Consider the following 22,934-nt stretch of genomic DNA (forward strand, 5'->3'; position numbering starts at 1 on the left):
TCCGGACGCGCCCGGCCGCACGGGGTCTCACACCTTGTCCTGCTCGGAGCGCGCCGGCGGTTCCTCCTGCCCGGCTTCGGTCACCGGGTCCTGCGCCGCCTCGGGCGCCCCCGGTTCCGTGCCGAACACCGCGTCGGGGTCCCCGAACCGCTCGCACAGCAGCCTGCCCAGCAGCGCGCCGCCGTAGAGCACGAAGCCCACGCCGACCAGCCAGGACTCCACCACCAGGACCGTGCCGACCGGGCCGTAGCTGACCGCGTTGGTGACCAGGAGCGGGGTGAACACCAGGTACGAGAACCAGCGCAGGCCCACCAGGCCCGCCATCGTGGCGAGCGCGCCCGGGAGGAGGTAGCGCCAGGGGACCTGGCGGTTGAGCAGGAAGTGCGGGCCCCACCAGAAGAAGATCAGTCCGGCCGCCATGCTGAGCAGGATGCGGGGCGTGCCCGCGAGGACGTTGCGGGTCTGCACCTGCGCGTACAGGTAGCTCATGAGCATGACCAGCCAGACCAGCTGGCGTCGCCAGACGCGGTGCCAGGGGGCCTCGGTCGGGCGCCAGACGTGTTCGTAGCCGTTCTGCACGCTCGACGCGAAGGACAGGCCGAACAGGGCGAGCAGCGCGACACTCAGCGCGCTGGTGGTGCCGATGACCTTGCGGGGTGGGGTGAAGACGTCGGTCAGCGCGCGGGCGGAGCGGCCGGACAGGTCCATGCCGTCCACCAGCCAGAGCGCGAACCCGCCGTGCCCGAGCGGATCGGCCGCGGCCACCACGATCAGCAGCGGCGCGAGCGTGACCAGGGCGAGTGTCGCGAACCCCATGGCCCGGTGCAGCAGCTCCAACTCCCGCCCTCGCCGGTTCAGTTCGGCGAGGCCGAGTCCCTGCCACACCGCGCGGACCCGTCTCATCGCGGATGTCCCGAACACCGGGTGGCCGACCGTGACATGAGGGCCCCCTCTCGCCGACCGGCAGCGGAAATCGGGTCACCGGAAATATGCTCGCCAAACGTGGCCGGGTGCCGCGATGACCGGGAAGAGCAGCAAGCGTACGCGCGCCCGACCGAACCGTGGAGGTTTTCATGGACCGACCCGAGGACCGACCCGACGTCCGACCGGAGGACCGACCCGACGTCCGACCGGAGGACCGACCGGACGAGCGATCCTTCGGCCGTCCTGACCCCTTGATCACCCGTCGCTACGTCGCGATCGGCGGCCGGGGTCCGGAGGACGTGGTGGCCGACGCGCGCGGCCGGGTGCTGACCGGTGTCGAGGACGGCCGCATCCTCCGCCTCGACGGACTGCTCGACCCCGACGCGGTCCGGGTGGAGACCCTCGCCGACACCGGAGGCAGGCCGCTCGGCCTCGAACTCCTCCCGGATGAGGGCCTGTTGGTGTGCGACGCGGAACGCGGGCTGCTGCGGGTCGACCTCGGGGACGGCTCCGTGCGCGTCCTCGCCGACTCGGTGGCGGGGGAGCCGCTGCGGTTTTGCAGCAACGCCGTCGCCCTGTCCGACGGCAGCGTGTACTTCACCGTGTCCAGCCGCCGTTACCCCCTCGACCAGTGGCTCGGTGACATCGTCGAACACACCGGCACGGGACGGCTGTTGCGCCTCGCGCCCGGCAGTGACACCCCCGAAGTCCTCCTGGACGGGCTCCAGTTCGCCAACGGCCTCGCGCCCAGCGCCGATCAGTCCTTTCTGGTGATCGCGGAGACCGGCGCGCGCCGCCTCACCCGCTACTGGCTCACCGGACCCGGGGCGGGCCGTGGCGGACCCTTCGTCGAGGACCTCCCCGGCATGCCCGACAACCTGTGGCGCGCGGGCCCCGACGGGCCGATCTGGGTCGCCCTCGCCGGACCGCGCGTACCCCCGCTCGACCTTCTCCACCGCGCCCCGGACGCCGTACGGCACACGGCCGCCCGGATCGCCGTACGCGTGCCCTACCGTCCGACCGGCACGATCGGGGCCCTCGCGGTCGATGACGAGGGCCGGGTCGTGCACCGGCTCGCCGCGCGCGGGTCGTCCTTCCGCATGGTCACCCGGGTCTGCGAGGCGGCCGGTCACCTGGTGCTGGGCAGCCTGCGGGAACGCGGTGTCGCGCTGTGCGAGCCGCCCGCCCCGAAGTGACCCCGGCGCGCCCCCGGCGTTACCCTGTTGCCCGGCCGCGATCACCTCTCGCGGCGCGGCGGTGGGGCCCGCCGTACCCGAACCGCGGCAGAGGTGCCGCCAACGGTCCCTACTTGTGAAGGCGTGCGCCCACAGGGCCCCCGACGAGTAGGAGACGTGCGGCATGACAGCCCCCGAAGCCGAGAGCCTGCGCACGCGAACCCAGCCCCCGCGCCCGTCCGTCCTCCAGGGGCAGGGGCCCGTCGTCGCGGTGGTCGCGCTCGGCGGTGCGATCGGGGCCGTGGCCCGGTACGCGGCCTCGCTCCGGTGGCCCGCTCAGGACGGCGGTTTCCCCTGGACGACCTTCGGGATCAACGTCGTCGGTTGTGCCGTGATCGGTGTGTTCATGGTGGTCATCACCGATGTGTGGGCCGCCCACCGGCTGGTCAGGCCGTTCTTCGGCACCGGGGTGCTCGGCGGCTTCACCACCTTCTCGACGTACACCGTCGACATCCAGAAGCTGGTCGACGCGGGCCATCCCCGCACCGCGCTGGCCTACCTCGCCGCGACCCTGCTCGCGGCCCTCGCGGCGGTGTGGCTCGGCGTGACGGCGGCCCGGCGCGTGCTCATGTGGAGGCAGCGATGACCAGGCCGACCGGCAACGCCCTGCGCCTGACCGTCTTCATCGGCGAGAACGACACCTGGCACCACAAGCCCCTCTACGCCGAGATCGTCCACCGCGCGCACACCGCCGGGCTGGCCGGCGCCAGCGTCTTCCGGGGCATCGAGGGCTTCGGCGCCTCCTCCCGCGTCCACACCTCACGCCTGCTGTCGCTGAGCGAGGACCTGCCGGTGGCGATCGTGATCGTGGACACCGAGGAGCGTGTACGGGCCTTTCTGCCGCAGCTCGACGAACTCGTCACCGGGGGACTCGTGACCCTCGACGACTGCGAGGTCGTCCCCTCCCCGTCTCCACCGCGTTCGACCGGGGCGACTCCCGTCGCCGGTCGCACGGATGACTCCGGCGAATCGGACGCGAAGGGTAAGAGGTCGTTGTGAACTGGGTGCTGGTCGTCGCGGGCGCCATGGTCGGTGCCCCGCTCCGCTATCTCACCGACCGCGCGGTGCAGACCAGGCGCGACACCGTCTTCCCCTGGGGCACGTTCACGGTGAACGTCACCGGCTGTCTGATCCTGGGGGTGCTGACCGGCGCGGTGTCCGCAGGCGCCGCCGGCTCGCACCTCCAACTCCTCGTCGGGACGGGCCTGTGCGGGGCCCTGACGACATACTCGACCTTCTCGTACGAGACACTGCGGCTGACCGAGACAGGGGCGGGCCTCTACGCTGCCGCCAACGTCGTCGGCAGCGTGACGGCGGGCCTCGGTGCGGCATTTGCCGGGGTTTCGATCGCGCAGGCCCTGTGGGCGTAGTGGTCGGGCGGATCCCGCGCACCGAATCGACCGCCCCCGGCGCTATTGTCTACAGCACTGTCGACCAACTCCCAAGAACTGGATCCCATGAGCGTCATCAGCGTCGGTCAGGCCGCCATTCTCGGTGTCGTCGAGGGGGTGACCGAGTTCCTGCCCGTCTCCTCGACCGGCCATCTGAAGATCGTCGAGGGGCTGATGCACATCCCCGTGGACGACAACGCCGTCGTCGGGTTCTCGGCCGTCATCCAGGTCGGCGCCATCGCCGCCGTGCTCGTGTACTTCTTCAAGGACATCGTGCGGATCGTGACCGCGTGGGGCCGCGGCCTGCGCAACAAGGAGGAGCGGTACCACCACGACTACAAGTTCGCCTGGTGGGTGATCTACGCGACCATCCCGATCGTCCTGGTGGGTCTCGCCGCGAAGCCGCTCATCGACGGGCCGCTGGGCTCGCTGTGGGTGGTCGCCGCCTCGCTGATCGTCGGCAGTGGTGTCATGTGGTGCGCCGACCAGATGGGCCGGCACAAGCGCGGTGAGGACGACACCACCTTCAAGGACGCGATGCTGGTGGGCAGTTCGCAGATCCTCGCGCTGCTCTTCCCCGGTTTCTCCCGCTCCGGCGCCACCATGTCGACCGGCCTCATCCTCGACCTGGACCGCGTCGCCGCGACCCGGCTCTCCTTCTTCCTGGGCATCCCCGCGCTGACCGGCGCCGGCATCTACGAACTGAAGGACGCCCTGGGTGCGGGCGTGGGCGCGGCCCCGCTGGCGGTCGGCACGATCGTGTCGTTCGTGGTGGCGTACGCCTCCATCGCCTGGCTGCTGAAGTTCGTCGCCAAGCACTCCTTCAACGCCTTCGTGATCTACCGGATCATCATCGGCGTCATGCTGTTCGGGCTGCTCGGCGCGGGTGTGCTCGACAGCTGACAGTGCGGGGATGATCGACACAGCGGGCGTGAAGCCGGATTTTCAGGCTTCACGCCCGCTGAATTTTTCTTTTCGGACCGCTTGACAGCACTGTCCCGTCACCCGCAGGATCACGTCCGTGAACCTGTCAGACAGCCAGACAGGTGGAGTCGGGCCGCGGCGCGTGAGCGCCATGGAAGCGGTCCTCGTCCACCTCCGCGGCGCCATCGAACGCGGCGACTACGCCATCGGCGACAAGCTGCCGTCCGAGGCGGAGCTGTGCCGCACCCTGGAGATCAGCCGCCCGGTGCTGCGGGAGGCCCTGCGCGCCCTCCAGACCATGGGCCTGACCGTCTCCAAGACCGGCAAGGGCACCTTCGTGGTCGCCAACGCCGTGGAGGACCCCACCTTCGGCGACTACGCGGCCAGCGACCTGCTGGAAGTGCGCCGCCACGTCGAGATCCCGGTCGCCGGGTACGCGGCACTGCGCCGCACCCCGGAGAACCTGGACCACCTGGCCCACCTCCTGGACCGGATGGAACAGGAGACGGACACCACCGCGTGGGTCGCGATGGACACCCTCTTCCACCTCGCCGTCGCCGAGGCGGCCCAGAACCCGGTGTTCCGCCGGGTCATCGAGGAGATCCGGGACGCGCTGGCCCGTCAGTCCGCGTTCCTCAACGAACTCGGCGGCCGGCGCGAGCAGTCCAACCGCGAGCACCGCGCGATCGTCGAGGCGCTGATCGACGGCAGCGAGCCGGACGCCGTCGAAGCCATGTCCCACCACCTCGACCGGGTCGAGACGACCCTCACCGACATCGTGCGCCCCACGCGCACGGACACCCCCACGGAAGGCGGACCCGAGGCGTGAGCGAGCAGTCCCTGCACGACGGCGTGCAGAAACGATCCGGCCATGTCGACGCCGGAGACGCCGGCTACAGCAAGTCCCTGAAGTCCCGGCACGTCAACATGATCGCCATCGGCGGCGCGATCGGCACCGGCCTCTTCCTCGGCGCGGGCGGACGCCTCGCCGACGCCGGACCCTCCCTCTTCATCGCCTACGCGGTCTGCGGACTCTTCGCCTTCCTCGTCGTCCGCGCGCTGGGCGAACTCGTCCTGTACCGGCCCTCCTCGGGCGCCTTCGTGTCGTACGCCCGCGAGTTCCTCGGCGAGAAGGGCGCCTACGTGGCGGGCTGGATGTACTTCCTGAACTGGGCCACCACCGGCGTCGCCGACATCACCGCCGTCGCCGTCTACACCCACTACTGGGGCATGTTCTCCGACATCCCGCAGTGGGTGATCGCCCTCATCGCCCTCGCCGTGGTCCTCACGGTGAACCTGATCTCGGTGCGGATGTTCGGCGAGCTGGAGTTCTGGTTCGCGATCATCAAGGTCAGCGCGCTCGTCGTCTTCATGCTGATCGGCATCTTCCTGCTGGTCACCCAGCACCCCGTAGACGGCCACACACCGGGCCCGTCCCTGATCACCGACAACGGCGGCATCTTCCCCAACGGCATGCTGCCCATGCTCCTGATCATCCAGGGCGTCGTCTTCGCCTACGCCTCGGTCGAACTGGTCGGCGTGGCCGCGGGCGAGACGGAGAACCCCGAGAAGATCATGCCGAAGGCGATCAACTCGATCATGTGGCGGGTCGGCCTCTTCTACGTCGGCTCGGTCGTCCTGCTGTCGATGCTGCTGCCCTGGAGCAAGTACACCGCCGACCAGAGCCCGTTCGTCACGGTCCTCTCCCAGATCGGCATCCCCGCCGCCGGCGGCGTCATGAACCTCGTCGTCCTCACCGCGGCCATGTCCTCGCTCAACTCCGGCCTCTACTCCACCGGCCGCATCCTCCGCTCCATGGCCATGTCCGGCTCGGCCCCCAAGTTCACCTCGGTGATGAGCCGCAGCCAGGTCCCCTACGGCGGCATCCTGCTCACCAGCGGCATCTGCGTCCTCGGCGTCGGCCTCAACTTCGTGGTGCCCGCCGACGCGTTCGAGATCGTCCTGAACTTCGCCGCGATCGGCATCCTCGCCACCTGGGGCATGATCATGCTCTGTCACTTCCTCTTCTGGCGGAAGACCGAGAAGGGCGAACTGACCCGGCCGAGCTACCGGTTGCCGGGTTCCCCCTGGACCGAACTCGTGACGCTGGCCTTCCTCGCCTCCGTCCTGGTCCTCATGTACGCCGACGGCGGCGCCGGACGCACCACCGTGCTGTGCCTGCCGCTGATCGCCGCCGCCCTGGTCGCCGGATGGTTCGCCGTCCGCCGCCGCGTGGCCAGCACGTCCTCCACCGCACCCGACGCGTGAGACCCACGTCGTCCTGACCCTGACAGGCAGTGATGTACAGCAGTTCCCTCGCGGACCCACCCCTCATCCGTGAACCCCTGCACGCACCCGTCGCCCACCTCATCCGCGGCGGAGTGATCGAGGGCATCCACTACGGCTCCGTCGTCGTCCTCGGTGCCGACGGTCAGGTGCAGCTCCAGATCGGCGACATCGAGGCCGCGTTCTACCCGCGCTCGGCGATCAAGCCCGTCCAGGCCGTCGCCATGGTGCGGGCGGGGCTGCCGCTCGACGGCGAGCTGCTCTCGCTCGCCGCGGCCAGCCACTCCGGCGAGGAACGCCACCTCGACGGGACCCGGCACATCCTCGAACTCGCCGGCCTCACCGAGGACTCCCTGCGCAACGTTCCCGACCTGCCGTTCGATCCGGTCGTGCGGGACGCCTGGGTGCGGGAGGGGCGGGCGCCGTCGCGGCTGGCCCAGAACTGTTCCGGGAAGCACGCGGCGATGCTCTACGTGTCCAAGCTCAACGGATGGTCCCTGGACGACTATCTCGACCCCGCGCATCCCTTGCAGCAGGCCATCGCCGAGATCGTCGAGGATCTCACCGGGCAGCGGATCGCCCGGGTGACCGTCGACGGATGCGGGGCGCCGCTGTTCTCCATCTCCCTGCACGGGCTCGCCCGGGCCGTTGCCCGGATCACCACCGCCGCGCCGGGCACGCCCGAGGCTCGGGTCGCCGATGCCATGCGGTCGTACGCGGAGATGGCGTCCGGGGCCGGGCGGGACGTGGCCGCGCTGATGCGGGCCGTTCCCGGGCTGCTGGCCAAGGACGGGTTCGAGGGGGTGCAGGTCGCCGCGTTGCCCGACGGGCGGGCGGTGGCGGTGAAGGTCTCGGACGGGGCCAACCGGGCGCGCGTTCCTGTCGCCGCGGCCGCGCTGGTGCGGGCCGGGGTCGAGGAGGGGCTGCTCGCCGAGTTCGCGGGGGAGCCGCTGCTCGGGGGCGGCGAGCCGGTGGGCTGTGTTCGGCCAGTGCGCGCGCTGGACCCTGTGCCGCCGTTGTCCGCCTGCGCCTGATCGGTCGTGGGGGATGTGCGGGTCCGTCGCGGCCGGCCGCGCCCACGCGGCGGAGCCGCCTGCCGATACAGCCCCGCGTCCCTGAAAGACACCCGAACGATGCTGGAAAGAGGACCCCATGTCTGCCATGACCCGTCGCGAACACGATCTGCTCGGGGATCGGGATGTGCCCGGTGATGCCTACTGGGGTGTGCACACCCTGCGGGCCACCGAGAACTTCCCCATCACCGGGACGCCGATCTCCATCTATCCGCACTTGATCAATGCGCTCGCCGCCGTCAAGGAGGCCGCTGCCCTCGCCAATGAGGAGCTGGGGCTGCTCTCGCCGGAGAAGGCGGGCGCCATCGTCGGCGCCTGCCGGGAGATCCGGGGCGGGCAGTTGCACGACCAGTTCGTGGTGGACGTGGTGCAGGGCGGGGCCGGTACCTCCACCAACATGAACGCCAACGAGGTCGTGGCGAACCGGGCGTTGGAGCTGCTGGGGCACGGCAAGGGGGAGTACCAGTACCTGCACCCCAATGAGGACGTCAACCTCGGACAGTCCACCAACGACGTGTATCCGACCGCGGTGAAGGTGGCGACCGTCTTCGCGGTGCAGGGGCTGCTCGCGTCGATGGCCGTACTGGAGGACTCCTTCGCCCGTAAGGCTGTTGAGTTCCATGACGTGCTCAAGATGGGCCGTACACAGTTGCAGGACGCGGTGCCGATGACGCTCGGTCAGGAGTTCTCGGCGTACGCGGTCATGATTGACGAGGACCGTCAACGTCTTGACGAGGCCGTGCGGTTGATCCATGAGATCAACCTGGGCGCCACGGCCATCGGCACCGGCCTCAACGCACCGGCCGGGTATGCGGAGTCGGCCCGCCGGCATCTGTCGGAGATCACCGGGCTGCCGCTGGTGACCGCGGCCAACCTGGTCGAGGCCACGCAGGACTGCGGGGCGTTCGTGCAGATGTCGGGGGTGCTCAAGCGGGTCGCGGTCAAGCTCTCCAAGAGCTGCAACGACCTGCGGCTGCTGTCCTCGGGCCCGCGTGCGGGGCTCGGGGAGATCAACCTGCCGCCGGTGCAGGCCGGTTCGAGCATCATGCCCGGCAAGGTCAACCCGGTGATCCCCGAGGTCGTCAACCAGGTCGCCTTCGAGGTGATCGGCAACGACGTCACCATCACCATGGCCGCCGAGGCCGGACAGCTCCAGCTCAACGCGTTCGAGCCGATCATCCTGCACTCGCTGTCGGCGTCCATCACGCACCTGAGCGCCGCGTGCGTCACGCTCGCCGAACGCTGCGTGGACGGCATCACCGCCAACACCGAGGCGCTGCGCGCGAGCGTGGAGAACTCCATCGGTCTCGTGACCGCGCTGAACCCGCACATCGGGTACACGGCCGCCACCGACATCGCCAAGGAGGCCCTCGCCACCGGCCGGGGTGTCGCCGAACTCGTCCTGGAGAAGGGCCTGTTGCCCGCGGAGACCCTGGCCACGCTGCTGCGGCCCGAGGTCCTGGCCGGCAGCGGTCCCGCGGCCGTCTGAGCAGCGGACGCGCACCAGGACCGGCCCGGAGGCACAATGGTGATCATGTCCCCATCCATGACCTTCCAGCCGGTCCTGGAGCGCATCGCCGGTGAGATCGAGCGGACCCCCGGCCGCGGCCGGCCCGCCGACTACATCCCTGCGCTCGCGGCCTGCGACCCGCGCCGCTTCGGCATGGCCGTCGCGGAACTGGACGGCACGGTGTACGGCGTGGGGGACTGGCGGCAGCCCTTCTCCACCCAGTCCATCACCAAGGTCTTCACCCTCGCCCTCGACCTGGCCCGCGAGGGCGACGAACTCTGGGAGCACGTGGGCCGCGAGCCCTCCGGCAACCCCTTCAACTCCCTGGTCCAGCTGGAGTACGAGAACGGCATCCCGCGCAACCCGTTCATCAACGCGGGCGCGCTCGTCGTCACCGACCGCCTCCAGACCCGTACCGGAGACGCGGCCGGAGAGCTGCTGGCCTTCCTGCGCGCCGAGAGCGGCAACCCCTCCCTCGACTTCGACAAGGACGTCGCCGCCTCGGAGTCCGCGAACGGCGACCGCAACGCGGCCCTCGCCCACTTCATGAAGTCCTACGGCAACATCGACAACGACGTGCCCGTCCTCCTCGACCAGTACTTCCGGCAGTGCTCGATCGAGGCGTCCTGCGCCGATCTCGCCCTGGCGGCAGGCTTCCTGGCCCGGCACGGCAGCCGCGCCGACGGCTCCCGGCTGCTCACCCTCACCCAGGCCAAGCAGGTCAACGCGGTGATGCTGACCTGTGGGACGTACGACGCGGCCGGCGAGTTCGCCTACCGCGTGGGGCTGCCCGGCAAGAGCGGAGTGGGCGGCGGCATCATCGCGATCGTCCCGGGGCGGTGCACCCTCGCCGTGTGGGGCCCCGGGCTGGACGAACGCGGGAACTCGGTGACCGGGGTCGCCGCCCTGGACCGCTTCACGACACTGACGGGCGTGTCCGTGTTCTGACCGCCGTCGGGTTCAGGACAGCCGGCTCATCGGTGCCGAGGGCGGAACACACGGAGGTCATGCGCAGGTCTCCGCACGGAGAGCGGCGCGTCGCTTTCCCGCCATCAGGCGTTGACACGCTGGGCCAGTGCTGGCCATGGGTTTTCCCGTCGATCTCCGCCGCTGCCAGGTACTCGGACTGGCCGGAACCGCCGTCCTCGCGCTGGGCGGTGAGACGGCCGGGGCGCTCCCGGCCGCGGACCTCTTCTCCCCGGCCTCCGCGCAGGCGGCGCTCGGGCTGGTCGGGGTCTACTTCGGTGTCGTGCTGCTGATAGCGGCCTGGCTGCTGCTGGGCAAGCTGATCCGCAGCGCCGAACCGCCCACCCCGCGCTCCCTGTTCCTGGTCCTCGCCGTGTGGGCGTCCCCGCTGCTGCTCGCTCCGCCGCTGTTCAGCCGGGACGTGTACAGCTACCTCGCGCAGGGCGCCATGGTCGACGCCCACATGGACGTCTACGCGCACGGCCCCGCCACGCTCGGCGGACCGCTCGCCGACGAGGTCGCCCCGCTGTGGCAGCACACCGGCGCGCCGTACGGCCCGGTGTTCCTCGCCCTCGCCTCGGCGCTGTCCGGGCTGACCCGCGGCGAACTCCCCGCCGGGCTCTTCGGGATGCGCCTCGTCGCCCTCCTCGGAGTGGGCCTGATGGCCGCCGCGCTGCCCCGGCTCGCCCGGCACAGCGGCGCCGACCCGGCCGCCGCGCTCTGGCTCGGCGCCCTCAACCCGCTCGTCCTGCTCCACCTCGTCGCCGGTGCCCACAACGACGCGATCATGCTCGGACTCCTCGGCATCGGCCTGGTCGCCGCGCTCGGCCGCTGGCCGATCCTGGGCGCCGTACTCGTCACCCTCGCCGCCCTGGTCAAGGCACCGGCCGCGCTCGGGCTCGCCGCGGTCGTGGTCCTCCAGATCCGCGCGGGCCACCGCCCGGCCAAGGCCGTCACGACAACCGTCGTCGCGTCCGCCGCCACCACGGTCGCCGCCACCGCCGTCGCGGGCACCGGCTACGGCTGGATCGGCGCCCTCACCACCCCCGTATCAGCCCACAACTGGGCTCTCACCAGCCTCCTCGGCCGCGCCACCGGCGCCCTGCTGGAACACCTCGGCAGCGATCTCGCGCCCTTCGCCGTCCCGGCCTGGCACGCCCTCGGCCTCGCGGTCACCGGCGCGGCCATCCTCGCCATATGGCTGCGCCTCCGACCCAGCCCGGTCTACGCCCTCGGCCTCAGCCTCGCCGTCGTCGCCGCCTTCGGCCCGGCGATCCGCCCCTGGTACGCGCTGTGGGGCCTCTTCCTCATCGCCGCCGCCGCGCCCAGCACCTCCGTACGACACCGGGTGGCCGCCGTGACCGGGGTCCTCGCTCTCGCCGTCCTGCCCAGCGGCGGCCCCGCCGACGTCGGCCAACTCGTGCTGGCCGTCTCCGGGGGCGTCCTCGCGATCGTCGTCCTGTGGCAGGCCCGCCAGGCCGCCGAGGCCCCGGCCCTGGGACGTACGGCATGAGAACACCCCGCACCGACCGCGGGCGCCTCCTCCTGGTACTGGCCCTCGCCGCCGTCGTCACGGTCTTCACCGCGACCGTCCCACTGCTGCGCGACTGGTTCGACCTGCGCGTCTACTACGGCACCGTCCACACCTGGCTCCACCACGGCGGCCGGATCTACGACTACCACGTGCCCGGCACGGGCTACGGCTTCACCTACCCGCCGTTCGCCGCCGTCAGCATGGCCCCGATGGGCTACCTCGGCCTCGGCGCCGCGATCGTCGCCGCACTGCTCCTCAACCTCGCGGCGCTCGGCGTGGTGCTGCGCATCCTGGCCGGCCCCGGGTGGCGGCGCTACGGCTGGTTCGGGTGGGCGCTGGTGGTCTGCGGGCTGGCCCTGTTCGAGCCGGTGCGCGACACCTTCAGCTTCGGGCAGGTCAACCTCCTGCTGCTGGCCCTGGTCCTCGGCGACGGCTGGCTCCTGTCCACCGGCCGGGGCCGCTGGGCGGGCGTCGGCATCGGCCTCGCGGCGGCGATCAAGCTCACCCCGGCGCTGTTCATCGGCCTGCTGCTGCTGGCCAGACGCTGGAAAGCCGCCGCGGTGGCGACGGCTGTGGCGGTCGGGGCGACCGGACTCGCGGCCCTGGTGGCACCGGACGCGTCGAGGTTCTACTGGACCCGGGCGATGTGGGACACGACCCGGGTGGGCCGCCTCGACTACGTCTCCAACCAGTCCCTGCAAGGAGTCCTGGCCCGGCTCGGCGAAACCGGCCGCCCCCTGTGGGCGACGGCCGTCGTCCTCGTCCTGGCCGTGTGGACGGTACGGGCACGCCACGCGATCGTCGTGGGGGACTGGACGGCCGCGTTCGCCCTGACCGGGCTGACCGCGTGTCTGATCAGCCCGATCACCTGGGTGCACCACCTCGTGTGGCTGCTGCCGTCCTTCGCCGTCCTGCTCCGCGCGGGGCACCCGCGGATCGCGGGCGCCCTGTACGCGGTGATGTGCACGAGCGTCGTCTGGCTGTGGTTCCACGACGCCTCGGGCATCGACGGCTTCCTCGGCAGCAACACGTACACCTGGATCACGCTCGGGCTGCTGCTGTGGCTGCCGACCGGTCAGACCGGTGGGAGCCGCCTGATCCTGAACCGGATCGCGGCCACCACCGCGCCCGCGCCGAGCAGGGCCGCGGCCACGATCGCCGCGGTGTCGGCCCAGCCCGGTCCTTCGTCCGGTACGACCGCGGCGGCCACCGGTACGGCCGTGGGACCCGACCTCGGGCCGGCCCGCAGCGCGTCCAGCGAGCCCACCGGATCGACCCGCCCGGCGGCCGCGAAGCCCCAGTCGAGCAGCTGACGCGCCTCGTCGTACACGGTGAAACCGCCGCCCGCCTGAGGGTTCATCACCGTGACGACGAGCGACCGGCCGCCCCGACGCGCAGCCGCGACCAGGGTGTTGCCGGCATGCGTGGTGTAGCCGTTCTTCACCCCGATGATCCCCGGATACCGCTCGACGCCGTCGGTACCGGTCAGCAGCCGGTTGGTGTTCCGGATGCCGTACGACGATCCCTCGCCCGGGAACTGGGCCTCGGCGGTGGAGCAGTAGCGCGCGAAGTCCGCGTTGCGCAGTCCGGCGCGGCCGAACACCGCGAGGTCGTAGGCGGAGGACACCTGGCCGTCGGTGTCGTAGCCGTCCGGTGAGACGACGTGCGTGTCGAGGGCGCCCAGGGTGCGGGCCTTGGCCTGCATCCGGGCGGCCGTGGTCTCCCAGCCGCCGTTGAGGGAGGCGAGGACGTGCACGGCGTCGTTGCCGGAGTTGAGGAAGACCCCGCGCCACAGGTCGGCGACGCGGTAGGTGTGGCCTTCCTCGACTCCGACCAGGCTGCTGCCCTCGCCGATGCCGGCCAGGTCCTGTTCGCTGACGCGGTGCTGGATTCCTCCGGGAAGGACCGGCAGGACGGTCAGGGCGAACAGGGTCTTCAGGGTGCTGGCGGGCGGGAGTTTGCGGTGTGCGTCGTGGGCGGCCAGGACTTCGCCGGTCCGGGCGTCCGCGACCAGCCAGGAAAGGGCGGAGACATCGGGTACGCCGGGGGCGCCCGGGCGGGGTCTGACCTGGGTGTCCGGTGTGTTCAGGAGTGCGGGTGGGGGTGTGGCCGTGCCGGGATCCGACCCGGTGTGGGCTGCCGCCGCGGTGGGGGTGAACGCGAGGACGCCCGTGAGGCAGAGGGCGCAGGCCGACACGGTGATCCGGGGTGGGAGTCCGATTGTCATACCGCAAACGTAGAAACGGCGGGGCTGCCGAAGGTGTTGGCCGGGCCGTGCGGGGCGAGTCAGTACCCCGGATGCGCTAGCGCTCGGCCTGGTCGGCCGTCACGTGGCTCCTGGGGGAATGAAGCCCAGGTCAGCCAGAAGGCAGCGTGGGGTGGATCTGGCGGAGGAACGTCGCGTTGTCCGGGGTGGTCCTCATGCGCTCCAGCAGGGTCTCCGTGCTGCCCTGGCCGTCCCTCGACTGAAGGGCTCGGCGCAAGCCCCGTACGGCTGTCAACTCGGCCGGGGTGAGGAGGAGTTCCTCGCGGCGGGTGCCGGACGGGTTGATCTCCACGGCCGGGAACACGCGGCGGGAGGCCAGGTCGAGGCTGAGGCGGAGTTCCATGTTGCCGGTGCTCTTCAGCTCCTCGAAGTAGAAGTCGTCGGCACGGGAGCCGGTCTCCACCAGCGCGGTGGCGAGGATGGTGAGGGAGCCGCCCTCCTCGGCGAGGCGTGCGGCGCCGAAGAACTTCTTCGGGCCGATCAGGGCGGTCGCGTCGACGCCGCCGCTGAGAGTGCGGCCACCGGACGCGGCGGCGTTGTTGTGGGCCCGGCACAGGCGGGTCAGCGAGTCGAGGAGGATCACGACGTCCTCGCCCGCCTCGACGAGCCGCTTGGCCCGCTCGATCACGAGCTCGGCCAGCGCGATGTGCTGCTTGGGGGCCTTGTCGAAGGTGGAGGCGTACACCTCGCCGCGCACGGAGCGCCGCATGTCGGTGACCTCCTCGGGGCGCTCGTCGAGCAGCACGACCATGAGGCGGGCCTCGGGGTGGTTGCCGGCGACGGCGGCCGCGATCTGCTGGAGCAGTACGGTCTTGCCGGTCTTGGGCGGGGCCACGATCAGCCCGCGCTGGCCCTTGCCGACGGGGGCGATCAGGTCGGCGACGCGCCCGGTCAGGCCGGCCGCCGGGTGTTCGAGGTGCAGCCGCTCACGCGGGTGCAGCGGGGTCAGGTCATGGAAGTGGCGTCGGCCGCGGAGTTCGCCGGGCGTGTGCCCGTTGACGAACGCGACCTCGGTCAGGGCGCGCTGCCCGCCGCGGACGCCTTCCAGGAGGTCGCCCTTGCGCAGGCCGTGACGGCGGATCAGCGCGGGGGAGACCTGGAGGTCGGTGGGTGAGGGCTGGCAGTTCAGCGCTCGCAGGTGCCCCTTCCCGTTGCCGTCGATGTCGAGGACACCGGTGGCGGTCTGGATGCGGGGCTGTTCCTGTACGGGGGGTTCGAGTGTGGTGGTCATGAGAGGTGGTCCTTTCAAGGACGGATGCATGTGCCATGCGGGAGGAAGGGGGAGAAGCCGCAGGTGGAGGGCGGAAGAACGCTCCTCGGGGCGGCGGGGAACATCACCTCGGGTACGGCGGAAAAACGCCCGTCACGAAGTGGTGTGGAGAAGCCGGTGTGCCGGTCGGAATCGACGGGCTGTACGGCGAAGGTGACATGAGATCTGCACCGGCGCCCAAAACGGGGCGTACACAAGTGCTGACCGCACCGTAGCACACCCGGTGCGGTCTGGGTGTGACGTACAGCTCAGCGGCTCGCCAGGAGGCCGTAGAGGAGGGGAATCCTCGGCTCGGGCAGGCGCCACCAGCCGGTCTCCGTGCGGACCATCCGCGGCCAGCGCGGCCACGGCAGTTCGTCGCTTTCGCGAAGGCGCCGGATGTTCAGTCCCGCTGTCGTCAACGCGTTGATGACCTCGTCTATTCCGTGCATCCACTCGTAGCTGTCGGTCGCCCCGGTCACGGCCGGTCCGTCGGTGTACGTGAACGTCGCGTCCCGGTGGACCGGGCCCCCGCCGCCCAGGTAGTCGTGGCGCAGGAGCAGTTCGGGTCCGTCGTCCGGAGCCGGTTTCGGGCCGAGCGAGTTGAGCAGCGGATGGAACTCGACGAGGTACAACAGGCCGCCGGGGCGCAGGAGTCGGGCGACGGTGTCCGCCCAGCGGGGGAGGTCGGGCAGATAGCACAGGGCGCCTTTGCCGGTGTACACGATGTCGAACCGCCGTTGCCCCAGGGCCTCCACGGCGTCGTACACGTTCGCCTGTACGTAGCCGACGTCGAGGCCGGCCTTCGCCGCGATGCCGTTCGCGGCCGTCACGGACGCCTCGGAGAAGTCGAGGCCCGTGGCACGCGCCCCGCGCTGTGCGAACGCGAGGGTCTCGGTGCCGAGGTGGCACTGGAGGTGCAGCACGTCCCGGCCGGTGAGGTCGCCGAGGTCGTCCCACTCGAAGGCGGCGAACCAGCGCTCCGGATCCGGGTCGCCGTCGAGGCCGTAGAAGCGGCTGGCGAGGTGGATGGGGGTGCGGGCGTCCCAGTTGGCCTGGTTGGCGCGCATCAGCCGTGCGGGGTCGTCGGTGCTCATGGGGACATCCTCCCGTGAACCTGTGAGTTGTTCCCGGCTCCGCGCCTCATACCAGCCATACGAACCCCCGATGGCCCTTCGCTGATGCATTTCTTGTTCTCGCCAATGGCCGTACCTACGCTGCCACCACCGCACCACGGCGGTACGGGACAAGGGACTTGGCAATCATGGGTCGACTGGCCGGGAAAACAGCTTTCATCAGTGGAACGGGGGCTGGAATCGGGCGGGCCGCGGCGCTGGTATTCGCGGCGGAGGGTGCTCAGGTCTTCGGGTGTGACATTGACGAGGACAATGCGGCCGAGACCGTGGAACTCGTCGAAAAGGCCGGCGGAATCATGCGGTCCCTGGCCCCGGTCGACCTGTCGACCCAGAGTGGCGCCGAGGAGTGGATCGCGGCCGGGATCGCGGCCTTCGGCGGGATCGACATCCTCTACAACAACGCCTCGGCGCTGCGGAACGGGCCGTTCGAGACGATGCCCGCCGAGGACTGGTACTTCACCATCAGGAACGAGCTGGACATCCCCTACTTCTGCACCCGGGCCGCCTGGCCTCACCTGATCGCGCGGGGCGGCGGGGCCGTGCTCAACGTGGCGTCCGTGGCCGCCGTACGGGGAGCGCCGTTCATGCCGATGGTGCCCCACGGGGCCGCCAAGGGCGGGGTGTTGGCGATGAGCCTGCATCTGTGCGCGGCCGGTGCCCCGCACCGCATCCGGGTCAACACCATCGCGCCCGGCATGACCCGCACCTCGGCGACAGCGCCCTTCCTCGACGATCCGGCCGGTCCCAAGGCGCAGTTGGAGGCGCGTATCCCGGCCGGGCGGGTGGGACAGCCCGAGGACATCGCGCGGGCCGCCGCCTTCCTCTGCTCCGACGAGGCGGCCTTCGTCAACGGCGCCAACCTCATGGTCGACGGCGGCGACAGCGCGATGGCGGGCTGAGCCCGTGACCAGCCGACTCGACCACGTGGGCGTCAATGTACGCGATCTGGCCGCCCAACTCGCCTGGTACCAGGAGGCGTTCGGGCTCAGCACCGTCTTCGAGTTCCACCTCGAAGGGCCCGGTCTGCGCGGTGTCGTCCTGGAGCATCCCCAGGGCTGGCGGATCGAACTGCTCGCCAGACCCGGTTCCGCCCCCGGCCTGCGCGCGCCGGACCCGCTGACCGCCGCCCTCACCGAGGGATACGGGCACTTCGCGGTCACCACCCCCGAACTCGACCCCGTCCACGGCGCGTTGGTCGCCCATGGAGCGGGCGAGGTCATGGCACCCGGGCCGTCCCCCGAACCCGGAGTGCGGATGGCCTGGGTCACCGACCCCGAGGGAAATCTCATCGAACTCATAGAGAAAAACGCAGAGTGAGGGCACGCACGATGACGGATTCGACCTCCTTGAAAAGACTGGACCCCGGAACACTCATAGCGTGCTGTCTCGCGGTGGCGGCAGCACAGTTGTGCATTACGGTTCCCTCGCCCATCAACGGAGAAATTCAGGCCGCATTCGGCGCATCGGGTTCCCAGGTCGCCTGGGTCACCTCCGCGTTCATTCTCCCCACCGCCATTCTGGAACTGAATTTCGGTGTGGTCGGCGACCTCTTCGGCCGCAAGCGGCTGTTGGTGCTCGGCGGGCTCGTCCTGGCGCTCGGTGAACTCCTCAACTCCACCTCGCAGAACATCACCATGATGTGGACCGGGCAGGCCCTCGCCGGCATCGGCGCCGCCGCGCTCTTCCCCAGCTCCCTCGCGGTCATCGCGGCGGCCACACCGGACGGCAAGGACCGGGCGAGGGCCGTCTCCACCTGGGCGCTGTCGATCTCCCTGGCCTCCGCGCTCGGCCCGCTGTCCTCCGGCATCCTCGCCACGGTCGCCGACTTCCGCTGGGCGTTCGTGCCACCGGTCGTCCTCGGCCTCCTCGTCGCGGTCACCTCCTGGAAGCTCGTCACCGACTCCAGGGCACCCGAGGGCCGCGCGCTCGACTGGCCGGGCCAGATCACCATCGCCGTCGGTCTGACCGCCCTGCTCTGGGGCATCATCGAGGGCGGCGACCGCGGCTGGGGCAGCGCGGCGATCGTCGGCGCGCTCGCCCTGGCGGCCGTCGCGCTCGCCGGGTTCGTCGTCGCCGAGACCCGCGCGCCCTCGCCGATGTTCAACCTCGACCTGCTGAAGATCCCGTCCTTCGCGGCGGCGGCCGTCGTCGCGCTGGCCGGCATGTTCGGCTTCATCGGCACGGCGTACTGCGTCTCCATCCGGCTCGGCGCGGTCATGCACCTGAGCGCGCTGCGGGCCGGAATGCCGTTCGTCATCCTCCAGTTGATCCCGCTGCTGCTCGCACCGGTGCTCAGCCGGATGCTCACGAGGATCGACGCCCGCTGGCTGCTGATGGGCGGCCTGCTGCCCATGGCCGCGGGACAGTTCTGGATCGCCGCGCTGCCCATCACCACCACCTCCCTGGCGGCCTTCATCGGCCCGGTGCTGCTCCTCGGCATCGGCTTCATCTGCGTGGTGTCCTCGCTGACCTCCGCCGCCGTGAACGCCGTACCGATCAACATGACCGGCATGGCCAGCGGCGCGACCAGCCTGGTGCGCGAGTTCGGGCAGGGGCTCGGCCCGGCCGTGATCTCCACGATCGCGATGAGCCTCGCGTCCTCCGCCCTGGTCGGAAAGCTCAGCGGGGCCGACGCGGGCATGGAGAAGGCGGCCGGTCCGCTCGCCGTCGTCAACGCGGGCAGCGCCCAGGCCAAGGCCGCCGCGCAGACCGCCCTCGGCCACGGCATGGCCATCGGCGTGGTGATCTGCGGCTGCGCCTCCCTGCTGGGCGCGGTGGTCACGCTGCTCCTCGTGCGCAAGAACACCGAGCGGTCGACCGTGGGGGTGGGGGAGCCGTCCGTGCAGGCCGCCACCGCGTGACGGGCGCGCGGTGAGCGGTGAGCGGGGGAGAGGCCGGGGCCGGTGCCCCGGCCTCTCCGTGTCCTTCACGGCGGGGTGTCGATCCGGCTCGACTGTTTTTTCTTCCCGGGTGTCGATCCGGCTCGGTCGCGTTCGTCGGTGGGGTGTAGGAAGCTCATCGAGGACCGGGAGGACCCATGAAATACATGCTGCTCGTGTGCGGCGACGACACCGCCGACGACTCCGGGATGACACCCGTGGAACCGTGGGTGGAGGACCTGGGCGACCGGAACGTACGGCTGCACGGGCACCGGCTCGCGAAGCCCGCCGACGCCGTGACCGTGCGGGTGCGCGGCGGCGAGGTGCTGCGCACCGACGGACCGTTCGCGGAGACCAAGGAGTACGTCGCCGGATACGACATCCTCGAGTGCGACACCCTGGAGGAGGCCGTCGAGGCCGCCGCCAGGCACCCCGTGGCCACCATCGGCGCCATGGAGGTCCGCCCCTTCTGGCCGATGGACGGCGAGGAGGAGGGCGAGCCGGAGATCCGCGCGCTCGACGCCGAACTGACCGAGGCCGCCCGCGAACGGGACGTCGACCGCATCGTCGCCTGCTACGCGCCCGACGTGGAGGCCTTCCACTTCACCACCGGCCTGGAAGCGCACGGCATCGACGCCTTCCGCAAGGCCATGGAGGGCGTCTTCGCGAGCGTCACCGGTCCGGTGCTCCGCGAGGTCCTGGAATTCCGCGTCCGCGTCGACGAGTCCATCGCCTTCGGCCACGCCCTCGTCCGGCTGCGCGGCACCCTGGCCGGCGGCGAGCCGCTGGACGACGTCCTGCGGGTGACCACCGGCTACCGCAACGCCGGGCTGCGCTGGCAGATCGTCCACGAACACGTCTCGGTCGCGGCCGTGACGGACGAGGAGGGGTCATGAAGTACGCCCTGCTCATCTGCACCCCCGTCGGCGGCGAGGAACTCGGCCCCGAGGAGATCGCCGGCGACCCCCGCTTCACCTCGTACATCGAGGAGGTCCGGGGCCGGGACCTGATGCGCGGCGGAGCCCGGCTGCGGCCCTCCACCGACGCCACCACCGTGCGGGTCCAGGGCGATGAAGTCCTGCTCAGCGACGGGCCGTTCGTCGAGTCCAAGGAGTACATCGCCGGTATCGACATCGTCGAGGTCGGCGACCTCGACGAGGCGATCTCACTGGCCTCACGGCACCCGGCGGCGCTCGGCGGCGGCTCGGTCGAGGTGCGGCCGGTCTGGGAGTGAGCGTGCCGGACGTCGAGGGCGCGGTCGCCGCCGCGTTCCGCGAGGAGTGGGGCCAGGTCGTCGCCACCCTGATCCGGGTGACCGGCGACTGGGACCTCGCGGAGGAGTGCGCGCAGGACGCCTTCGCCCAGGCACTCGACCGGTGGCGGCGCGACGGCGTCCCGCGCCGCCCCGGCGCCTGGCTGACGACGACCGCCCGCAACCGCGCCCTCGACGTCCTGCGCCGGGAGGCGGTCGGAGCGGCGAAACTGCGGGAGGTCGCGGTGCTGGGGCGGGACGAGGGACCCTACGACCCGGAGTACGACGGCGACGACAGCGGTGTCCAGGACGACCGGCTGCGGCTGGTCTTCACCTGCTGCCATCCGGCGCTGCCCATCGAGGCCCGGGTCGCCCTGACCCTGCGTACGCTCGCGGGCCTGACCACCGCCGAGATCGCGCGCGCCTTCCTGGTCCCCGAGGCGACCATGGCGCAACGGCTCGTGCGGGCGAAGAAGAAGATCCGCAACGCCGGTATCCCGTACCGGGTGCCGCCCGCGCATCTGCTGCCCGAGCGGACGACGGGCGTCCTGGGTGTGGTCTATCTGCTCTTCAACGAGGGCTACGCGGCCACGTCCGGCGCCGAGTTGGTGCGGACGAACCTGTGCGCGGAGGCCATCCGGCTGGCCCGCGTCCTCGCCCACTTGATGCCCGACGAGCCCGAAGTCCTCGGCCTGCTAGCCCTGTTGCTGCTGCACGACGCCCGCCGGGGTACGCGCGTGGACGCGGCGGGGGAGCTGGTGACCCTGGAGGACCAGGACCGTACGCAGTGGAACCGGACCGAAGTCGACGAGGGCGCCCGGCTGTTGGAGACCGCGCTGCGCCGGGGCCGCCCCGGGCCGTACCAGATCCAGGCCGCGATCGCCGCCTGCCACACCACCGCGCCCACGGCCGAGGAGACCGACTGGGCCGATATCGCCGCGCTGTACGGCGAGTTGGAGCGCTTCGTGCCATCGGCTGTGGTCCGTTTGAACCGCGCGGTCGCCGTGGGCATGGCCCACCACCCGGATGCGGGACTGGAGTTGGTGGCCGGGCTGGAGCGGTCGGGCGAACTGGCCGACTACCACCTGCTGCCCGCGACCCGCGCCGATCTGCTGCGCCGCGCCGGCCGTACGGCGGAGGCGGCTCTCGCCTACGAACGCGCCCTGGAGCTGGTGGAGAACGCGGCGGAGCGCAGATTCCTGGAGCGTCGGCTCGCGGAGTGTCGATCCGCGTAGGGACCGTTCGTCGGTGGGGTGAACACAGCCCATCACACCGGAGGTTCCGATGACCGTCCTCGTACTCCTGCGCCGCGCACGGCAGTTCCTGACCCGGCTCGCGGCCGAGGAGCCGGACGCCGGGACGCCCGAGCCCTGGCTCGCGGCGCTCCGGTTGCGCGGCTGAGCAGGGCTGGCCTCAGCGGACGTCGAGCAGGCCCGCGAGGAGCCGGAGCCGCTCGGCGTCGAGGCCGCCCTCGGCCGCGGTGCAGACCATGAGGACGGGACCGGGGTTGCCCGGTATCGGGTAGGCGTCCCAGTCCAGGTTCAGTTCGCCGATCCGGGGGTGGTCGAGGCGCAGTTGCCCGCGCGTCGGTTCCACCACGTCGTGGAGGGCCCACAGGGCCGCGAACTCGTCGCTGCGGACGGCGAGTTCACCGACCAGCTCGACACCGCGCGGGTTCCCCGGATCGGCGGCGACCTGCGTCCGCAGCATGCCGATCAGCTCCGCGACGGTGGCCGCCCGGTTCGGGCACGCGCGGTCGGCCTCGGGGCGCAGGAACAGCGCCAGCAGGTTCCGCTCCCGCCGGGGCTGCCGGGTGAACTCCCCCAACAGGGCGCCACCGAGCGGGTTCCAGGCCAGTACGTCCAGGAAACGGCCGATGACCAGAGCGGGCGAGGTCATGTCGCGCAGCAGTCGCAGCGTGGTGTCCGGAACCTCCTCCGGCTCGTACGGGCGCGGAGGTTGGACCGGGTTGCGTGCGGCGGCGGCGAGGCTGTGCAGGTGGCGGGTCTCCTCGGCGGAGAAGCCGAGGGCGCGCGCGAGGGCGTCCAGGACCTGATCGGACGGCCGTACGTCCCGGCCCTGCTCCATGCGCTGGTAGTAGTCCGAGCTGACTCCCGCGAGCAGGGCCAACTCCTCGCGCCGCAGCCCCGCGACGCGCCGCCTCGGACCGGGCTCCAGGCCGACGTCCTCGGGGCGCAGCCGGGTTCGGCGGGTGCGCAGGAACTCGGCGAGTTCGCGTCGGGGGTCGTCGCTCATGGCGGGGAAGGAGTCGGTCACGCCGTCAGTATGCCGTCGGTGCGGCGCGCGAG

Annotated in this window: 23 protein-coding genes and 1 pseudogene; 19 read left to right on the forward strand and 5 right to left on the reverse strand. The window is 71.2% G+C overall.

Going from position 1 to position 22,934, the window contains the following annotated elements:
• Positions 1–27: 27 nt before the first annotated feature.
• On the reverse strand, positions 28–903 hold the full coding sequence (locus ACIRB1_RS27565) for a ribonuclease BN (protein ID WP_352179138.1): 876 nt from the start codon (positions 901–903) through the stop codon (positions 28–30).
• Positions 904–1,018: 115 nt separating this feature from the next.
• On the opposite strand from ACIRB1_RS27565, the gene ACIRB1_RS27570 reads away from it, so the two are divergent.
• The 13 genes from ACIRB1_RS27570 to ACIRB1_RS27630 all read left to right on the forward strand — a co-directional run bounded on the left by ACIRB1_RS27570 (position 1,019) and on the right by ACIRB1_RS27630 (position 13,156).
• On the forward strand, positions 1,019–1,171 hold the full coding sequence (locus ACIRB1_RS27570; protein ID WP_403467356.1) for a PT domain-containing protein: 153 nt from the start codon (positions 1,019–1,021) through the stop codon (positions 1,169–1,171).
• A gap of 4 nt (positions 1,172–1,175) precedes the next feature.
• The gene (locus ACIRB1_RS27575; protein ID WP_403467357.1) at positions 1,176–2,120 is read left to right on the forward strand and encodes an SMP-30/gluconolactonase/LRE family protein; all 945 of its coding nucleotides are present in this window, start codon (positions 1,176–1,178) and stop codon (positions 2,118–2,120) included.
• 163 nt (positions 2,121–2,283) lie between these two features.
• Complete coding sequence (gene crcB, locus ACIRB1_RS27580; protein WP_403467358.1) at positions 2,284–2,745, forward strand: fluoride efflux transporter CrcB; 462 nt, start codon at positions 2,284–2,286, stop codon at positions 2,743–2,745.
• Positions 2,742–3,158, forward strand: coding sequence for a DUF190 domain-containing protein (locus ACIRB1_RS27585; RefSeq protein WP_403467359.1), 417 nt, complete (start codon positions 2,742–2,744; stop codon positions 3,156–3,158). The genes crcB (ACIRB1_RS27580) and ACIRB1_RS27585 overlap by 4 nt, the downstream gene beginning before the upstream one ends.
• A complete protein-coding gene (gene crcB / locus ACIRB1_RS27590; protein ID WP_403467360.1) occupies positions 3,155–3,529 on the forward strand; it encodes a fluoride efflux transporter CrcB in 375 nt (124 codons plus the stop codon). The genes ACIRB1_RS27585 and crcB (ACIRB1_RS27590) overlap by 4 nt, the downstream gene beginning before the upstream one ends.
• Before the next feature lie 87 nt (positions 3,530–3,616).
• Complete coding sequence (locus tag ACIRB1_RS27595; RefSeq protein WP_403467361.1) at positions 3,617–4,453, forward strand: undecaprenyl-diphosphate phosphatase; 837 nt, start codon at positions 3,617–3,619, stop codon at positions 4,451–4,453.
• Between the two features lie 172 nt (positions 4,454–4,625).
• Positions 4,626–5,303 (forward strand): FadR/GntR family transcriptional regulator, encoded by a 678-nt coding sequence (locus tag ACIRB1_RS27600; RefSeq protein ID WP_352179610.1) that lies wholly within the window; start codon positions 4,626–4,628, stop codon positions 5,301–5,303.
• On the forward strand, positions 5,300–6,742 hold the full coding sequence (locus ACIRB1_RS27605) for an amino acid permease (RefSeq protein ID WP_403467362.1): 1,443 nt from the start codon (positions 5,300–5,302) through the stop codon (positions 6,740–6,742). Before ACIRB1_RS27600 ends, ACIRB1_RS27605 begins: the two co-directional genes overlap by 4 nt.
• Positions 6,743–6,774: 32 nt before the next feature.
• On the forward strand, positions 6,775–7,794 hold the full coding sequence (locus ACIRB1_RS27610) for an asparaginase (RefSeq protein WP_403467398.1): 1,020 nt from the start codon (positions 6,775–6,777) through the stop codon (positions 7,792–7,794).
• A gap of 118 nt (positions 7,795–7,912) precedes the next feature.
• Positions 7,913–9,322, forward strand: coding sequence for an aspartate ammonia-lyase (gene aspA / locus ACIRB1_RS27615; RefSeq protein ID WP_403467363.1), 1,410 nt, complete (start codon positions 7,913–7,915; stop codon positions 9,320–9,322).
• Between the two features lie 36 nt (positions 9,323–9,358).
• Positions 9,359–10,291, forward strand: coding sequence for a glutaminase (locus tag ACIRB1_RS27620; protein WP_266774646.1), 933 nt, complete (start codon positions 9,359–9,361; stop codon positions 10,289–10,291).
• A 136-nt stretch (positions 10,292–10,427) separates the two neighbouring features.
• Positions 10,428–11,822 carry a polyprenol phosphomannose-dependent alpha 1,6 mannosyltransferase MptB gene (mptB, locus tag ACIRB1_RS27625; RefSeq protein ID WP_352179608.1) on the forward strand — a complete coding sequence of 465 codons (1,395 nt, stop codon included), beginning with the start codon at positions 10,428–10,430 and terminating at the stop codon, positions 11,820–11,822.
• Positions 11,819–13,156, forward strand: coding sequence for a glycosyltransferase 87 family protein (locus ACIRB1_RS27630; RefSeq protein WP_403467364.1), 1,338 nt, complete (start codon positions 11,819–11,821; stop codon positions 13,154–13,156). The genes mptB and ACIRB1_RS27630 overlap by 4 nt, the downstream gene beginning before the upstream one ends.
• A 98-nt stretch (positions 13,157–13,254) precedes the next feature.
• Here ACIRB1_RS27630 and ACIRB1_RS27635 read toward each other — a convergent pair.
• From ACIRB1_RS27635 to ACIRB1_RS27645, 3 genes and pseudogenes are all read right to left on the reverse strand, one after another.
• Positions 13,255–14,070, reverse strand: a pseudogene (locus ACIRB1_RS27635) (D-alanyl-D-alanine carboxypeptidase family protein); the annotation flags it as partial.
• A 130-nt stretch (positions 14,071–14,200) separates the two neighbouring features.
• Positions 14,201–15,340, reverse strand: coding sequence for a transcription termination factor Rho (gene rho, locus ACIRB1_RS27640; protein WP_403467365.1), 1,140 nt, complete (start codon positions 15,338–15,340; stop codon positions 14,201–14,203).
• A gap of 287 nt (positions 15,341–15,627) precedes the next feature.
• Positions 15,628–16,455 carry a class I SAM-dependent methyltransferase gene (locus ACIRB1_RS27645; RefSeq protein ID WP_403467366.1) on the reverse strand — a complete coding sequence of 276 codons (828 nt, stop codon included), beginning with the start codon at positions 16,453–16,455 and terminating at the stop codon, positions 15,628–15,630.
• A 167-nt stretch (positions 16,456–16,622) separates the two neighbouring features.
• Here ACIRB1_RS27645 and ACIRB1_RS27650 point away from each other — a divergent pair, with 167 nt between their 5' ends.
• From ACIRB1_RS27650 to ACIRB1_RS27675, 6 genes are all read left to right on the forward strand, one after another.
• Positions 16,623–17,393: an SDR family oxidoreductase gene (locus ACIRB1_RS27650; protein WP_352179128.1), complete on the forward strand. Its 771-nt coding sequence runs from the start codon at positions 16,623–16,625 to the stop codon at positions 17,391–17,393.
• A 4-nt stretch (positions 17,394–17,397) separates the two neighbouring features.
• Entirely contained in the window at positions 17,398–17,811 is a 414-nt protein-coding gene (locus ACIRB1_RS27655; protein WP_403467367.1) for a VOC family protein, read from the forward strand.
• A gap of 11 nt (positions 17,812–17,822) precedes the next feature.
• Entirely contained in the window at positions 17,823–19,355 is a 1,533-nt protein-coding gene (locus ACIRB1_RS27660; RefSeq protein WP_403467368.1) for an MFS transporter, read from the forward strand.
• 176 nt (positions 19,356–19,531) lie between these two features.
• Positions 19,532–20,269: a nuclear transport factor 2 family protein gene (locus ACIRB1_RS27665; protein ID WP_403467369.1), complete on the forward strand. Its 738-nt coding sequence runs from the start codon at positions 19,532–19,534 to the stop codon at positions 20,267–20,269.
• Positions 20,266–20,607 (forward strand): YciI family protein, encoded by a 342-nt coding sequence (locus ACIRB1_RS27670; RefSeq protein ID WP_403467370.1) that lies wholly within the window; start codon positions 20,266–20,268, stop codon positions 20,605–20,607. Before ACIRB1_RS27665 ends, ACIRB1_RS27670 begins: the two co-directional genes overlap by 4 nt.
• Positions 20,604–21,860: an RNA polymerase sigma factor gene (locus ACIRB1_RS27675; RefSeq protein ID WP_352179123.1), complete on the forward strand. Its 1,257-nt coding sequence runs from the start codon at positions 20,604–20,606 to the stop codon at positions 21,858–21,860. Before ACIRB1_RS27670 ends, ACIRB1_RS27675 begins: the two co-directional genes overlap by 4 nt.
• Positions 21,861–22,038: 178 nt before the next feature.
• On the opposite strand, the gene ACIRB1_RS27680 is transcribed toward ACIRB1_RS27675, so the two are convergent.
• Entirely contained in the window at positions 22,039–22,881 is an 843-nt protein-coding gene (locus ACIRB1_RS27680; protein ID WP_352179607.1) for a helix-turn-helix transcriptional regulator, read from the reverse strand.
• Positions 22,882–22,934 lie beyond the last annotated feature (53 nt).

The organism is Streptomyces sp. NPDC096013 (assembly GCF_044763565.1).
Taxonomy (GTDB): Bacteria; Actinomycetota; Actinomycetes; order Streptomycetales; family Streptomycetaceae; genus Streptomyces.